Genomic DNA, 15,745 nt, shown 5'->3' with positions numbered 1-15,745 from the left:
TTGCTCACTTTGCTCGAGGTTCAAGCCGCGATCGCGTTTGAACAGCCCGGTCTCCGGGCAACGGAGATAGACGGCAAGATCGTCGTTGAAGGGACGTTCGTCGTCACAGCCGGCAGTGCCGTATGTGATCCGGCAGGTCCACTGGCGCGCTACGCTGTCAGAATCGAGCTGACCCATGCCTATCCGCGCATCGAACCGCGCGTGTTCGAGACCGGCGGGCGCATCAAGCGCGACCCCGATCACCACATCAACGGTGATGGCGATTGCTGCGTGACGGTCTGGGAAAACTGGTTGGCGACAGCAGCCGACACCGGCATTGCGGCCTATCTCGGCGGACCTCTGCGCGAGTATTTTCTGGGTCAGTTCTGGTTTGAGAAGACCGGCAGCTGGCCATTCGGTGAACGAGCGCATGGGATGGAGGGTATGGAGGAGGCCTATGCCGATGCGCTTGGCATTGCGAACCGGCGCAAGGACATTCTCTATTACCTGCGGATATTGAGACTGCCGCGGCCGAGGGGGCATTGGCCCTGTCCCTGCGGCAGCACCAGGCGCCTGCGCGACTGCCACGATACCGACCTGTGGTCGATGCATCACCGCATTCCGCCGCATCTTGCGCGCGCCATGCTGGTACGATTGCAGCCCCGCAAAGGCGAGTTGTTCAAGGCAGGCTTCTAGCGAGCGTTGGGGAAGGCCTTCCCCTGCCGCCATGCCCGTTCCGGTCTTGACGGACCCCTTCGAGCGGGGCGGCTGCCCCGCAACGCCCCGCCAGAGTGAGAGTGCCTCCATCAGTCCGTGACGGATGAAGAGCGGCGAGAGAGGCTTGTCGCGGTCCGTCGCGGAGCTTCATGCGATGGCATCTCGAACCAAACCGCGCTCGCCCAACGGACGCGCCAACCTCTACCAACAGATCACCGACCGGATCATTGCCGACCTCGAAGCTGGTCGAGTGCCTTGGGTCCAGCCGTGGACCAGTGCCCAGACGGGCGTCGGCATGCCGCACAATGCCGTCAGCCAGCGGGCCTACAGCGGTATCAATATCCTGACTTTGTGGGATGCGATCGTCTCCAACGGATATTCGGGCCACGCCTTTCTCACTTTCCGGCAAGCATCGATGCTCGGCGGTACGGTACGGCGCGGCGAGCACGGCGTACCCATCATCTACACGCGCCGGTTCGTGCCCGGCGAAGAGCAACGCCGAGCCGCCACCGAGGGGCGCGATCCGGTCGGGGGTATCCCGTTCCTGCGTACCTTCACGGTGTTTTCGGTCGATCAATGCGAAGGACTGCCCGAACATGTCTGTGTCCCGCCACCGCCCGTACCTGCTGGTCTGATCTTGCCGCAGGCGGATGCTCTGATCCGCGCAACGGGTGCCGATTTCCGGATCGGTGGCGCATCGGCCTATTACAGCCCGGCACACGATTTCGTGGCCGTGCCCCGGCCGGACGATTTTCACGACCCCGTCAATTGGCATCGCACAGCCTTTCACGAGCTGGGGCACTGGACCGGGCATCGCAGCCGCCTTGATCGTGACCAGACTGGTGCATTCGGATCGAAGGACTATGGGCGCGAGGAGTTGGTCGCGGAGATGACCGGTGCCTTTGTCTGCGCCGCGCTGGGGATCACCCCGACCGTCCGTCACGCTGACTATATCGGGTCGTGGCTCGAGATTATCCGTGAGGACAATCGCGCCATTCTCCGTGCCGCCAGCGCCGCATCAAAGGCGGCCAACTACTTGCTCGAGCATGGCCCGTCGGCTGCGAGCGGAAAAGCCGCCAACGATCCCGGGGAGCCAGACGAGCCTGATGCGGGAGGTGCTCCCACCTCGAGGGCGGTGGCGTGACCCCGCGGCTGCGCACGGCCCCGCTCGCGGCGGGCCAGAGGAAGAGGAGGGCCGGGAAATTCGTGATGGGCCCGGGAGCCGGGAGAGAGTCTCGCGGCGGCCTGTCATGGAGAAACCACATGGGCAAACAGCCTGCGAAAATCACCCTCAGCCCGTCGCGCGACATCCCGTTCGACAAGCTGGTCCTGTCCCAGTCCAACGTCCGCCGGATCAAGGCGGGGGTATCCATTCCCGAGCTTGCCGAAGACATCGCCCGGCGCACTCTTCTGCAAAGCCTCAATGTCCGGCCTGTTCTGGACGGGAATGGTGCCGAAACCGGCATGTTCGAGGTTCCGGCCGGCGGCCGGCGTTACCGTGCGCTCGAACTGCTGGTGAAGCAAAGGCGGTTGGCAAGCACCGCTCTCGTACCCTGCATCGTCAAGGCGGCCACTACCGACATATCTGCCGAGGAGGACAGCTATGCGGAGAATGCGGTGCGCGAGCAGCTCCATCCCCTCGACCAGTTTCGCGCCATGCAGGCCATGGTCGATAAAGGCAGCGCGGCCGAGGACATCGCCGCCCACTTCGGCGTGACGCCCGCCGTGGTGCGCCAGCGCCTCAAACTGGCATCGGTCTCGCCGCGTCTGTGCGAAATCTATGCCGATGACGGCATGACCCTCGAACAGTTGATGGCGTTCACCGTGTCGGACGACCATGCCCGCCAGGAGCAGGTGTGGGAGATGCTGGCCCATAGCTACAACAAGTCGGCGGCCTATATTCGGCAGCGCCTCACCGAAAACAGCGTGCGGGTTGCCGACAAGCGTGTCCGCTTCGTCACTATCGACGCCTATGTCGCTGCCGGTGGCGGGGTCATGCGCGACCTGTTCGAGGACGACGATGGAGGGTGGCTGACCGACCCCGGATTGCTCGACACGCTCGTTGCGGACAAGCTGCGCCGGGCGGGGGAAGACATCGCCGCCGAAGGCTGGAAGTGGGTGGCGACGGCCGTCGACATGCCTTGGGCGGTCACCAACGGCCATCGCGAAATCAGCGGGACCGAAGTCGCCATGACCGAGGCTGAGCAAGCCCGCTTTGTCGCGCTGCAAGGGGAATCGGACGAGATCGAAGCGCAATGGGCGGACGAGCATGATGTGCCGCAGGACGTCTATGACCGGCTCGACGCCATCAACGCTGAGATCGGCAAACTCGCGGATCGACCGCTGGTTTTCGAACCCGCTGATGTGGCAATCGCTGGCGTCTTTGTTTCGATCGAGCGCGACGGCTCCCTATGTGTCGAACGCGGCTATATCCGTCCCGAAGACGAGCAGGCAGCAGATCCGGTACCGGATGGCACTGAGCACGAGCTGGTATCGGTTGACGGCGACACGGGCAGCGCCAGACCTGTCGGCACGGATGACGATGGCCGCACTGGGGGCGAGGATGACGAGGAAGCCGACGAGGGGCTCAAGCCGCTGCCGGATCGTCTCGTTGCCGATCTGACCGCCTGGCGCACACTCGCCTTGCAGGATGCGCTGGCGCAGAATCCGGCAACCGCGTTCGCGGCGGTGCTGCATGCACTGGTTCTGCAGACCTGCTATATCGCGAGCCGGGAAAGCTGCCTCCAGCTTACTGTACAGGACGTGAGCTTCGCCAATCCGCCCTCCGGCCTGCGTGACAGCGCGCCTGCCCGCAGCCTCGCCGAGCGCGCCCGTTACTGGGAGGAGCGGCTTCCCGAGTCAGACGCTGATCTGTGGGATGCGTTGCTCGCCCTCAACGGCGACGAGCAGGCGGCCTTGTTCGCTCATTGTGCTTCGCGCAGCGTGAATGCCCAGTGCGAGATTGTGCCCAAGTACGACAATGGCCGTGTATCGAAGCACAGCATCGAGCGCCGTCTTGCCCATAGCCACGTCCTCGCGCGGGCCGTTGGTCTTGATCCTGTAGCCGCAGGCTGGCGACCGACCGTCGACGGCTACTTCCGGAGCGTCACCAAGCCGCGGATTCTCGCCGACGTCACCGAAGCGCGCGGCGAGCAGTTCGCAGGCATGATCGATCACCTCAAAAAGGCAGACATGGCGCGCGAGGCCGAACGTCTGCTCGAGGACGCCCAATGGCTGCCCGAGCCGCTCCGCACGCCGCCAGCCTGCGAAGCAGAGCCCGGCGACATGGACAGCGATGCTCTGCCTGCCTTCCTCGAAAACGAGGACGGCGCTTACGCGATCGCTGCCGAATGAAACCGGCAGGGCGGCAAGAGCCGCCTTGCTCTTTCCCTTTTCCCGCAAAGCCCGGCCACTGCGTCGGGCTTTCGCATTTCTTGAGGAATATCCCGTGTCAGCCCAGCATATCTACACCAGCGCTCCGCTCGGCAGCCTGATCCGCTACTCCAATGGCAAACCCCGTCCTCCGGCCCGTTTCAGGCGCAAGCTGAGGGCATGGGAGCATGAAAACGGCGTGGGGCGCTTGGTCGAGCGCTATCCGGGTTACGTCAGCGCAAGTTTCAACTCGCCGCCCCACTTCATGCTCCACCTGGGCGATTATGGCAGTCAGGGCACGATCGTCCTGACCGTGCGGCGCGCCTATGGCCTCGATAGCAGTCTGCATTTTGAGATTGTCGAGACCCCACGAGCGGGTTCCGTGCGCATCCTGACCAGTGTCGATGGCCGCGATGAGCTGCGTCATCTCGCCAGCAACCTGGCTGCCGCCGAGAGCTGGATGCAAGTCAATCGTTACTCGAACATGCGGACGGAGATTGTCAGCGATCCGGACCCGGTCATCCTCCCGCCAACGACGAGGAGGGCGGCATGAGCGCCATCATGGTCGAATTTGGTACCACGCGCGATGGCGATATGGCCGCGCGCGTGGGTGATCTCGCCTATATCGCCATTCCGCTAGACGCCGGCTTTTCGGTCGCATCGGCTTGGCGTCTCAGTCGCCCCTTACACGAGTGGAACCGCGCAGATGTTTACGGTGCTGAATGCTCGGTCAGCGACCACCAAGCCTTCCGGGCCTATGTCGGAGACATCGCGCTTCATGTGCGCCAGCGCGAGGCGCTCGGGCGGATCGAGACGGTCCATCCCATTTCGACGCCTTGGGGCAAATCGCAGACCGCCACGGTCTATGCCCCGGGGATCGTTTTTCACTCCACTGCGGGGCATGGCGGGTTCAAGCTCGATCGTATGCGCAACAAGGCCATGCCAGAAGCGCTGCGCATCGCTGGCGGATGGTATGAGGAGGATGGAGACTGGGCGAGGGTTGCAGCCGGTTATCCTGACCTCTTCACCTACCGTGAGCAGGCCTCAGCTGACCGGATATTGCGCGACTGGTGCCCCGACGCCTGGGAAGCGATCCACGGACGGGCACTGGCGCCAGGTGAATCCTTTTCCCGTGAGCGCGACGAATTTTCCCGCAGGCATACCCAAGACTGGGTCGTCATTTCCGCCAGGACAACAGCATCGCCCCCCGGTTACGTCGAGGTAATCGCGTCGCTGGGTGGTCGGCGCGACGCCTCGCCAAAGCGAGCATTCCTCGTTCCCGGTGAAGACTATGCACACCGTGGCCGCCACGGTTTCGTCATCGACCCGGACAGGCACGGCGAGATCGAACTCTCGCCTCGATGACCTGCCCGTTGCCCATGACCGCGCCATAGCATCGAAAGAGCCTTGGGCGCGGCCTTTCCTTTCTCCATTCTCCCGGAGTCCTCATCATGTCCGACACTCTAGCCGATGCGGCCTGCGCCGCGTCGCCCACTTCCATGCGCCTTACCAGCCCCCGCTCGGCTGCACTGTTCGCCGCAGCAAATGCGCTGCTTCCTTTGCTGGAAACAGGCTCGCCCATCAGCAGCACTCAATTGCGCGATGTCATGACCGGTGCCTTTACCCGGAGCGATGCCGAAGGGGCATGGGACTGGAAGATGGCGTATGACGCCTGCGAAGCCGCCCAGATTCTGCTTCTTCGTCGCTATGGCAGAGCGCTGGCCCGCCGCAATCCTGAACCCCAGCGCATGCTCACGGCTTTGGAGCGGATCGCGGCACGCGTGCCTACGCACACGCGCCGTTCGGAGGTCGTGCAGGCCCTTCAGCAATTCTCGACCCCGCTTGGGCTCGCCTTTGTTGCTGCGACCGCTGCAATGATCGAGCCTGGCGATGTAGTACTCGAGCCATCAGCCGGCACCGGGATGCTGGCGGTGCACGCCGAGCTAATGCGGGCAAACCTCGTTCTCAACGAACTGAGCGAGACCCGCGCTGAACTGCTGAGCAAAATCATGGATGCGCCCGTCAGTAAGCATGATGCGGCATCGATCGACGACAGGCTACCCGTGGGCCATCGCCCGACAGTTGTTCTGATGAACCCGCCTTTTTCGGCCATTGCGCACGTCGATCGCGCGATGAAGGATGCCGCGCTCCGGCACATCGCGTCAGCGCTGGCACGGCTTGAACCGGGCGGGCGACTGGTCGCGATTACTTCAGCGACATGCTGCCCGGAGAATGGGAATTGGCGTGCTGCGTTCGAAGCCTTGCAGCGCAGCGGCCGGATTGTTTTCACCGCCGCCATCGACGGCCGCATCTATCGCAAGCACGGAACGACAATCGAGACCCGGCTCACCTTGATCGACAAGGTGCCGGCGGAAGATCCTGCCCAATTTGTGCCCAGTGCTGGCATCGCGCCCGATGCTGCGACCCTGCTTCAATGGTTGGAAGGCCTTGTGCCACCACGGCCACCGGTTGCGCCGATGCCGTCGGCAGAGCGTGCAGCTTTGCCATCAAGGCCGACCGATCGGCATAGACACGTGGTTGCACCATCGGAGACCGTCATTGCGGTCGAGGCAGACGAGCTCGCCTACCAGACCGTGGATTGGGCGCCCGCTTCAGAGCGGCTCGGCGACACGATCTACGAAGCCTATGGGTTGCAATCGCTGGTCATTCCCGGCGCACAACCTCATCCGACGCCGCTCGTCCAGTCAGCGTCGATGGCATCGGTCGCACCGCCCAAGCCCAGCTATCGGCCCCATATCCCGGCGACGCTGGTGGCGAACGGCACCCTTTCGGACGCGCAGCTTGAAGCCATCATCTACGCTGGCGAAGCCCATGCTGGACACTTGTCAGGCGCATGGGCGGTAGATGCGACCTGGGACGTCGTGTCTGCAGCCGCCGATGATGCTGAAGGCGCAGTTCGTTTCCGCAGGGGTTGGTTTCTGGGTGACGGGACCGGTGCGGGCAAAGGGCGTCAGGTCGCAGGCATCATCCTCGACAATTGGTGCAAGGGACGCCGCCGCGCGGTGTGGATATCGGTATCGGACCGGTTGCTTGAAGATGCACAGCGCGACTGGGCGGCGCTCGGGCAAGAACGATTGCTGGTGACGCCCTTGTCCCGCTACCGGCAGGGAACGCCAATCCGGCTCGCCGAAGGCATATTGTTCACGACCTATGCGACGCTGCGCTCGCAGGAGCGGGCGGGCAAGGCGAGCAGGGTCAGCCAGATCGTTGAGTGGCTAGGGCGCGACTTCGACGGCATCATCGTTTTCGATGAAGCCCACGCGATGGCCAATGCGGCGGGCGGCAAAGGCGAGCGCGGCGATGTCGCTGCCTCTCAGCAGGGGCGTGCAGGCCTGCGCCTCCAGCATGCGCTGCCCAATGCGCGCGTTCTCTATGTGTCTGCAACCGGTGCCACGACCGTGCAAAACCTCGCCTATGCGCAGCGGCTCGGCCTATGGGGCGGCGAAGACTTTCCGTTCGCATCGCGCGCGGACTTCGTATCGGCCATCGAGGAAGGCGGCGTTGCGGCGATGGAAGTGCTGGCACGCGATTTGAAGGCTTTGGGCCTCTATGCCGCCCGCTCGCTCTCGTTCGACGGCGTCGAATACGACCTTCTCGAGCATCGACTGAGTGCAGAGCAGGTCCGCATCTACGACGCCTATGCCGCGGCGTTCCAGATCATTCACACCCATCTCGATGCCGCGCTTGAGGCGTCCGGCGTAACCAGCTCGGCACACGGCACGCTCAATGCCCAGGCGAAATCGGCAGCGCGATCGGCGTTTGAAAGCGTGAAACAACGCTTCTTCAACCACCTCATTACCGCCATGCAGACCCCGAGCACCATTGCGTCGATCGAGAGCGATCTTGAAGCAGGCCACGCCGCAGTCGTGCAAATTGTCTCGACCGGTGAGGCGCTGCAGGAACGGCGCCTTGCCGAAATTCCCACCGACCAGTGGGACGATGTCCGCCTGGACATTACGCCGCGCGAATATGTTCTGTCGTACCTGGAACACAGCTTTCCGGTTCAGCTTTACGAGCCCTATACTGATGGCGAAGGAAATCTCGCATCACGGCCTGTCTTCGATGGCGACGGCAATCCGGTGCTCAATCGCGAGGCCTGCCGCCGCCGCGACCAAATGATCGAAGGTCTTGCCGCGCTGCCGCCTGTGCCGGGCGCACTCGATCAGATCGTTCAGTACTTCGGGAGCGATGCTGTGGCCGAAGTTACCGGCCGGTCGCGCCGGATCGTGCCGCGCACAGGCAATGACGGTTCCGTCCGCTTCGCTGTCGAGAACCGGCCCGCATCAGCGAACATCGCCGAGACCCATACCTTCATGGACGACGCCAAACGCATCCTGGTGTTTTCCGAAGCAGGCGGCACCGGCCGTTCCTATCATGCCGACCTTGGCGCGAAGAACCAGCGACGCCGGATTCACTATCTGCTGGAGGCCGGGTGGAAGGCAGATGCCGCCATACAAGGCTTTGGCCGGACCAATCGCACCAATCAGAAGCAGCCACCGCTGTTTCGGCCGGTTTCGACCGATGTGAAGGCGCAGAAGCGGTTCATCTCAACAATTGCGCGGCGTCTCGACAGCCTCGGTGCCATCACCCGTGGCCAACGCCAGACCGGCGGGCAGAATATGTTCCGGCCCGAGGATAATCTCGAATCCTTCTACGCCCGCGATGCCTTGCGCCAGCTTTACATGCTGCTGGTGCGCGGGCGGATCGAAGGATGCTCTCTCACCGCCTTCGAGACAGCGACGGGGCTTTCACTGCTCGACAGCGATGGCGGCATCAAGGACGAATTGCCCGGCATCACGACGTTCCTCAACCGGATGCTGGCGCTGACAATCGACCTTCAGAATATCCTGTTTGAGGCATTCGAGGGCCTGCTTGCCGCCCGGATCGAAGGCGCGATCGCGAGCGGCACATTCGAGACTGGCCTTGAAACTCTCCAGGCCGAGAGTTTCACGATCACGGAGCGGCGCACCATTTACACGCATCGGGGCACCGGTGCGCTGACCCACCTGCTCACCATCGCGCGCAAGGAAAAGCTCACGCCCGTATCGCTTGAGCGCGCCTTGGAACTGGCGGGCGAGGAGCACGCCGATCTGATGATCAACGCCCGATCCGGCCGGGCCGCCGTCAAACTGCGAGCCCGCAGCATTGTCGATGATGACGGTGCCATACTCGCCCGGGTCCGCCTCGTACGGCCGATGGAAGCTTCCACCCTCTTCGCGGACCTGTTTGCTACGAGCCACTGGGAAAAGGCGGACCGAGCCAGCTTTTGTGCCGCGTGGACCGGTGAACTGGCCGAGCTGCCAGAATTTGAGACCTCGACCTTGCACATGGTGACAGGGTTGCTTCTGCCGATCTGGAGACGTCTCCCGAACGAATCAACACGGGTCTATCGCCTTCAGACCGATGCAGGTGAACGTGTCATCGGACGCCGCGTTTCACCGGCGTGGGCAGCAAGCATTGTCCCGGACGCTGCCCCGCAAATCACGCCGGACACGGCCTGGTCGATGCTGATCGCCGACGAGGCATCGATCGAGATCGCAGAGGGTCAGACCCTGCGCCGCGTTCGCGCGATGCACGAATGGCGCATCGAACTGACCGGCTTCAACGATCTGGGGGTCGAACGGCTCAAGTCTATGGGCTTGATCTCCGAGATCGTCTCATGGAAACTCCGCCTCTACGTGCCGACAGGGGCTGTCGGCGGTGATGCGTTGGAAAAGCTGCTCGACCGGTTCCCGGTTGTGCGCGTCAATCCACGCAAGGCCGCATGAAGGAGCCCGGTGCATGGACAGTCCCGCCCGTGACATTGCCCGCCGCCTTGGCGAATGTGCAGAGGCCGTATGCCGCCGCTACCTCGCTGCCGGACGCAAGGAAGGACGCTACTGGCTGGTCGGTGATGCGCGAAACGCACCCGGCCAAAGTCTCTATGTTCGCCTCAGCACATCGGCGGACGGGCGCGGGGCTGCGGGAAAATGGACCGATGCCCATACTGGCGAGCATGGCGACCTGCTCGACATCATCGCCGTAGCATCCGGCCACAATTCGATGCGCGAGACGCTGGAGGAAGCGCGCCGCTTCTTGAGTCTGCCGCAAGTGGATGCACATGTGCAGAATGCACGATCGGCAAAGGCACGGCCGGGAACCGCCGAGGCAGCGCGGCGACTCTGGGCCGCCTCAAAGCCGATCGAGCGAACTGTCGTCTCGAAGTATCTGGAAGGCCGGTCGCTCGTGTCAGCCGGACATGGCCAGGCTCTTCGCTTCCATCCTTCATGCTACTACCGTCCGTCCCGCCGAGACTCTCCCGACACACCACGTGCGTGGCCTGCGATGATCGCTGCTGTCACTGATCTTCACGGTGCAATCACCGGCGTTCACCGAACCTGGCTCGAGCCCGCGACATGCACCAAGGCGCAGATCACCAATCCACGCCGCGCTATGGGCGGTCTTCTGGGCAATGGCGTCCGCTTCGGGCTGGCCGGTCCGGTCATGCTCGCAGCCGAAGGCATCGAAACCACATTGTCGCTCCGCCAGGTCTTGCCGGATTTGCCAATGATCGCCTGCCTGTCGGCTGCCCATCTGGCTGCTGTGAACCTCCCTCCTGCCCTGCGTCGCCTCTACGTAGGGTGCGATAACGATACGGCTGGCGAAAACGCTATGGCAACGCTTCAACACCGTGTTGCCGGGACCGGGATCGAGGTCATCGCGCTGAAACCCAGCCGCGATGACTTCAACACTGACTTGCAGGCTGACGGTGCCGAGCAGCTGGCGATGGCACTGCGGGCACAACTTTTCGGCGACGATGCGGCTGCATTTTTGCGACCATAGAGGGAAGCGGTGATGCCCATCGCTCGCCCGTCTCTTTGGCAGGAGCGCATTGAAAATTTTCCGCAATCGGTCGGTTGCCGCGCAACGGCTTCGTGAAGGGGCGACTGCGGCATGGGCGCCAGGCGCTGCAATGGGCGAGCGGCGCCTATTTTCCGCCGGAGCGGTGCTCCTTTGCATCGCGAAGCAAAATAGGCGTCTTCTTCCATCCTCCGCTGTCGCTCCGGCCCGCGAGAGCGCGGGTGCATCCCTGCCTCCCCTGCCGCCCGGCGTCGCCACGAAGCCGCGAGTGGCGCGGCGTAAGATGCGGAGACAATCATGCAAAACGCTTCCGACCATTTCGATGACGAGGGCCAGAGCGAACCCGGTCCTACCGCCTATCTCCTCCAGGAAATGCAGCTCTATGGCTATCGCCCCTTCGACGACGAGCCCGACGCACGGCCGTTGCCCGAAGCCAGGCTCGCAGGCGGCGCGGTTGCCGACATGTTCGACGGCATGGTCGCAGCGCTGATCGACACCCGGATCGAACCCGATCTTGAGGATCTGCTCTGGCAGCTGGTCAACGTCTTCCATCGCTCGGCCGAGCGGATCGAACGCGACCTCGACGACAACGAACAGGCGCAAAAGCGACTGCAGCGCGAGCAGGACGGCAGCGAAGTGCGTTCGGTCGAACTGGAACGGTCAATCTGTGAAGGTGTATCGATGATCGAGCGTCGGGATACGATGGAGTTCTTTCGCGATGCCGCAGCGGATCAGTTCCGCATCCATATGCGCAAGGCCTGGACACCGCGCTCGGGTTCGCGGGTCAACCACAAGGCGCTTACCTCCGCCGTTATTGATAGCCGAGATTTTCTCGACAAGCGCGTCCGCGAAAAAGCGAGGGTCATGCTTCCTGAAGGCACACGGATCGGCTTTACAGGCGGGGCTGATTGCAATGATCATGCAGCGATCTGGGCTGCACTTGACCGGGTTCATGCCCGCTACACCGACATGGTGCTCCTGCACGGCGCGACGCCCACAGGCGCAGAACGCGCAGCCGCCTGCTGGGCCGATGCCCGGCGCGTACCGCAAGTTGCCTTCCGCCCGGACTGGAACAGGCACAAGAAGGCCGCCCCCTTCAAGCGCAACGATCTTCTGCTCGAAGCCTTACCGGTCGGCCTTGTGATTTTCCCCGGCACAGGCATTCAGGACAATCTTGCCGACAAGGCTCGCAAAATGGGCATTCCGCTCTGGGATTTTCGCGAACGGATTCCGATGTGAAGGGAGTGTGTTTCTCCAACAGGATGCGCAACGCTCTCATGCGCTCAGCGCAAGACATAGACTGAGAATTGAGTATTTTGGGACGAAGCGATCGGTCAGGCTTGTTGCATCGAATGACGGCTCCTGCTCGAAGCGCCTGCATATTGATCCGCTTTTGATCACAGACGCTTAAGCCTGGTGGAGGCTCACTCGGCTTCCGATCGATGCACAGATAGTGACGTCTAATGATAGCTGCGGTTAGGGTTACCGCTCTTGCGCTAGAGCATGTGCCCGTATCTCCAGCTGTTCGCGTCGACATCATAAGCGTCAAGCGCATAGGAGCAGGATGTCGACGTGACCTTGCGGACGATAAAATTCGGGCGCCTTCGCTGCACCGCCAGCGCTGCGTCGATCACCGTCTTCGGAGCGCGCGTGCCCAAGATGACCCCGGCGACGAGATCGGGATCGACCCTCTCGTAGAGGGCAGGCTTACTCGGCGGCCCCGACAGGATCAGGCGAAATTCGCGCTCATAAGCCCATTCTTCCGACTTGGTGAAGAGCACCGGCTCGAGCATCTCTTCGCGCGTGACCTGGAACCAGCGAAGGCTTGGCAGCTGCGTCCTATAATCGATGTCGCCGGTCGCAGTGTGATCGGCGAGCGCCTCGACGGTCGCCACGATTTCGAGTCGATAAATGAGCGCGTAACCCTGATGATTGCAAGCGTAATGAGCCCACATCAAATGGCTATCCCAGCGACGCGCGAGGCAGAGCACATAGAGGTGGTGCAGCAAATTCTGCCTCGGCACGAAATTCGTATTCCAGTCAGCGCTCTTACCGACGAAGGATGCCCAGCCATACTCGAGTTCATCGGCGCTACGGCCGGGATCGTAAGTCTTATGCCAAGCGTCGAAAGCCTCGCGGGTAGGTGCGATCGAGTTGAATTTGAACTCGAAGGGGTCATTGAAGCCTAGCGCGGAGGTGAATTTCAGCGAGCCATTCTCGACGGCCTTGTCGAAGATGTCGAGCAGCGCGGGTTCGTCGCCCCCGACGAATTTGTAGAACATGGGCGGTCCGGAAGATCGAGGATCAAGGAAGGGTGAAATTGCGGCCGAGCGCATTGCAGAGGCGCGTCGCGAGCGCTTCGGCGGGCGCCCAGCCGGCGGTCAGGTCGTCGGTCGCGGTGAGTGCGATAGTGATGACACGGAAGGTCCCGGCCCGGTCGAGGGCGGCTATCGCGCTCGCCACCTGGTCGAAATAGACATCGTCGAGGATGCGCTCGGCGACATCGTCGTGGGTCGGGCCGAAGAAATAATCGAGGTCGATGTTAAGGACAACGGGAAGCCGGACTTGATTCAGCGCGCCGGTCAGGAAGGCAAGAAGTGCCACCGGATCAAGTTGGGTGACATGGGCATGGTTGGGCTTGTCGCCCTCACCATGCGTCGCGAAATAGGCGTGTTTCACGGCGCGGGCGTAGAGCGCGAAATAGATGGACAGATAATTGTCCCAGCGGAAGAGCATCCCGTCGCCGCCGAAATCCATAGGATAGGTCGCCGCGAGGTACGCTTCTATGGTCGCGGGGATGCCATTCGGTAGAGCTTTCAGCCAGGAGCCGAGTTGGGACTGCAGCGTGTCGTTGTGGCGATCGATGTGCACGAGCGCATGGCTTGTCGCGGGATCGACATGCTGCGCCCAGCACCAGGCGGCGGCGCGGTGATTGTCCATCACGTAGAGATGGCCGTCGTTCCAGACAAAATTCTGATTGTAGACGCCGGTGTTGTTGCGCCCCTTGAACGGGACAATCCATCGCATAGTCATGGCAACCTACTCTGATGGGGTCGCGAATTGCTGCTGGCACCCGCATAGAGCAGCGATCAGGTCCGTCAATATCTGGAGGCACGCTGAGATCAGCCGCCTACCAAAGGAACACATTTCGTTGGGCGAACGATGGCAACCCGCGATCTCGCGCGCGTGATCGCCACACGCAGCAGCCTTCGCGCTTGCGGAAAAGGAGGCTTCTCCTGGCGCACGTCGAAAAAGAAGGATTTGAATGCGCCCTCGACCAGCACTACCCCGTCGAACTCCTTTCCCTTCGATTTGTGGATGTTCATGACGAGCACGCCTTGCGGGTCCTGCTCGGTCGAGATAAGCCGCTCCTGATCGAGCACCTTTTTGACGAGGATCGTCGCTCCCGCATAGGCGCCGTTCGCGACCCAGGAGTCTGCCAGTCCCTGGCCAAGCGCATCGGTCGCGCGGAACAGGCGAACGAGGCGCACCTGTCGCTGAATCTCCGTGAGCGCTGCGATCTTCGCCATGGTCCGCAGCGCGGCACGCCAATCGACGACAGGGTCGCCGACCAGCTCGATCCCGCTCGCGACGGCGTCCGCGATCTCGCGCGCCGCCTTTGTCTTGATCTTCCCCGCGGTCTGAACGGCGTTCAGGGCCTCCGCGTATTTTCGCGCAAGGTCCTTCGCGGCCTGGGTGCCGTCGGTCGCTGCCTTGAGCCGGTAATATGCCGCTACGAGACGAAGCGTCTGGGCCTGCGCCTCCGCCACGCTAAGCCGCGGCCATTCGAGCATAGCTGCGAGCACGACGGCCGCGGCCGCGGACAGCTCGGCATCCCATACGACCTCATGTGGGACGGGCTTGAGCTTTTGCGTCTTGTAGCTGTGCTCCTTGCCGAGCAGCGACGAGATCTCCGCCACCACCTGGTTGCTCCGCGTAAGCACCGCGATCGTCGGATTCTCCACCTTGGCCTTGGCGAGCTGGCCGTACATCCAAATCACCGCCGCATGGACGGTGGGCTCGAACTGGCCCGGCGGATATCCCACCTGCTTCACCTCCATGCAGGACGAGGGCAGCGGGGCATTGCTCAGGACCGCGTCGGCGAACTTCAGGATGCCGCCGTTGGGGCTGCGGTGATTGTCGCCGGCGAGATCGACGACAGTCGGCTTCAGAAAGTCGGACGCCTTCTTGAGGCGCAGGGGATCCACCTTGGGGTCATACTGGAAGATGCTCTGATCGGGGTCCGCCAGGCAAAAGATCGTCGTCGTATTGGCAAGCGCTGCCACGATGCGCCACTGGTCGTCGTCGGTGTCTTGAAACTCGTCGAGAATGATCATCGGGTATTTGCGGCCGAGAAGGTCCCTGACCGCCGCGCACGTCTCTACGACCGTCGCCACCGCGCCGGCGAACTGGTCGAACGCGAAGACTCCTTCTTCCGAGGCGCGGCGCTCGAGTTCCGCCGGCCAGTCGCCATCGAACTCAGCGCGCTCGATGCGTTCCTGGTCGGGATAGGTGATCCGCGCCTGCAATCCGTTCAGCAGGCGACCATGCGTGCGGAGCGCCTCTAGGCAGAACGAATGGTAGGTCTGCACCTCGATCAGGCGACGCTCGTCGGAGCTCAATATGGCCTTGCACCGAGTGAGCACCTGCCGAACAGCGGCGCGCGAGAAGCTGAGGAACAGGATTTCCTGCCCCGGCTTCAAATTCGGAATGCGCTTCTGGGCCTTGAGCAGAGCGATGGTCGTCTTTCCCGAGCCTGGCCCGCCCGTCACCAGAAGGTGACCGGCTGCCGCGAGGATATCCATCCGCTTCTGGT

The 15,745-nt window shown here is 62.8% G+C and carries 11 protein-coding genes; 8 read left to right on the top strand and 3 right to left on the bottom strand.

Annotated elements, in window-relative coordinates:
• From BZF57_RS16460 to BZF57_RS16425, 8 genes are all read left to right on the top strand, one after another.
• Window positions 1-675, top strand: a complete 675-nt coding sequence (locus BZF57_RS16460) for a hypothetical protein (protein WP_066690833.1) — start codon at window positions 1-3, stop codon at window positions 673-675.
• Between the two features lie 175 nt (window positions 676-850).
• Window positions 851-1,840, top strand: coding sequence for an ArdC family protein (locus BZF57_RS16455; RefSeq protein ID WP_240506021.1), 990 nt, complete (start codon window positions 851-853; stop codon window positions 1,838-1,840).
• 119 nt (window positions 1,841-1,959) lie between these two features.
• Entirely contained in the window at window positions 1,960-4,050 is a 2,091-nt protein-coding gene (locus BZF57_RS16450) for a ParB/RepB/Spo0J family partition protein (RefSeq protein ID WP_086740027.1), read from the top strand.
• Window positions 4,051-4,144: 94 nt separating this feature from the next.
• Entirely contained in the window at window positions 4,145-4,621 is a 477-nt protein-coding gene (locus tag BZF57_RS16445) for a hypothetical protein (RefSeq protein ID WP_066690851.1), read from the top strand.
• The gene (locus BZF57_RS16440) at window positions 4,618-5,433 is read left to right on the top strand and encodes a DUF7007 domain-containing protein (protein WP_086740025.1); all 816 of its coding nucleotides are present in this window, start codon (window positions 4,618-4,620) and stop codon (window positions 5,431-5,433) included. Before BZF57_RS16445 ends, BZF57_RS16440 begins: the two co-directional genes overlap by 4 nt.
• Window positions 5,434-5,519: 86 nt before the next feature.
• Window positions 5,520-9,857, top strand: a complete 4,338-nt coding sequence (locus tag BZF57_RS16435; RefSeq protein ID WP_086740023.1) for a strawberry notch-like NTP hydrolase domain-containing protein — start codon at window positions 5,520-5,522, stop codon at window positions 9,855-9,857.
• A gap of 13 nt (window positions 9,858-9,870) precedes the next feature.
• Window positions 9,871-10,911, top strand: coding sequence for a DUF7146 domain-containing protein (locus BZF57_RS16430; RefSeq protein ID WP_086740021.1), 1,041 nt, complete (start codon window positions 9,871-9,873; stop codon window positions 10,909-10,911).
• Window positions 10,912-11,226: 315 nt separating this feature from the next.
• Window positions 11,227-12,168, top strand: coding sequence for a DUF2493 domain-containing protein (locus BZF57_RS16425; protein WP_086740019.1), 942 nt, complete (start codon window positions 11,227-11,229; stop codon window positions 12,166-12,168).
• A gap of 257 nt (window positions 12,169-12,425) precedes the next feature.
• Here the strand turns inward: BZF57_RS16425 and BZF57_RS16420 are convergent, their stop codons facing one another.
• The 3 genes from BZF57_RS16420 to BZF57_RS16410 all read right to left on the bottom strand — a co-directional run bounded on the left by BZF57_RS16420 (window position 12,426) and on the right by BZF57_RS16410 (window position 15,734).
• Window positions 12,426-13,211: a DUF2971 domain-containing protein gene (locus BZF57_RS16420; protein WP_086740017.1), complete on the bottom strand. Its 786-nt coding sequence runs from the start codon at window positions 13,209-13,211 to the stop codon at window positions 12,426-12,428.
• A 22-nt stretch (window positions 13,212-13,233) separates the two neighbouring features.
• Window positions 13,234-13,962, bottom strand: coding sequence for a peptide arginase family protein (locus tag BZF57_RS16415; RefSeq protein WP_143738534.1), 729 nt, complete (start codon window positions 13,960-13,962; stop codon window positions 13,234-13,236).
• Window positions 13,963-14,051: 89 nt separating this feature from the next.
• On the bottom strand, window positions 14,052-15,734 hold the full coding sequence (locus BZF57_RS16410) for a UvrD-helicase domain-containing protein (protein ID WP_197417993.1): 1,683 nt from the start codon (window positions 15,732-15,734) through the stop codon (window positions 14,052-14,054).
• Between the last annotated feature and the right edge of the window lie 11 nt (window positions 15,735-15,745).

The organism is Erythrobacter colymbi (assembly GCF_002155685.1).
GTDB classification, from domain to species: Bacteria; Pseudomonadota; Alphaproteobacteria; order Sphingomonadales; family Sphingomonadaceae; genus Erythrobacter; species Erythrobacter colymbi.
Note: the sequence above shows the minus strand (reverse complement) of the source record. Positions and strands in the feature narration are given on the sequence as shown.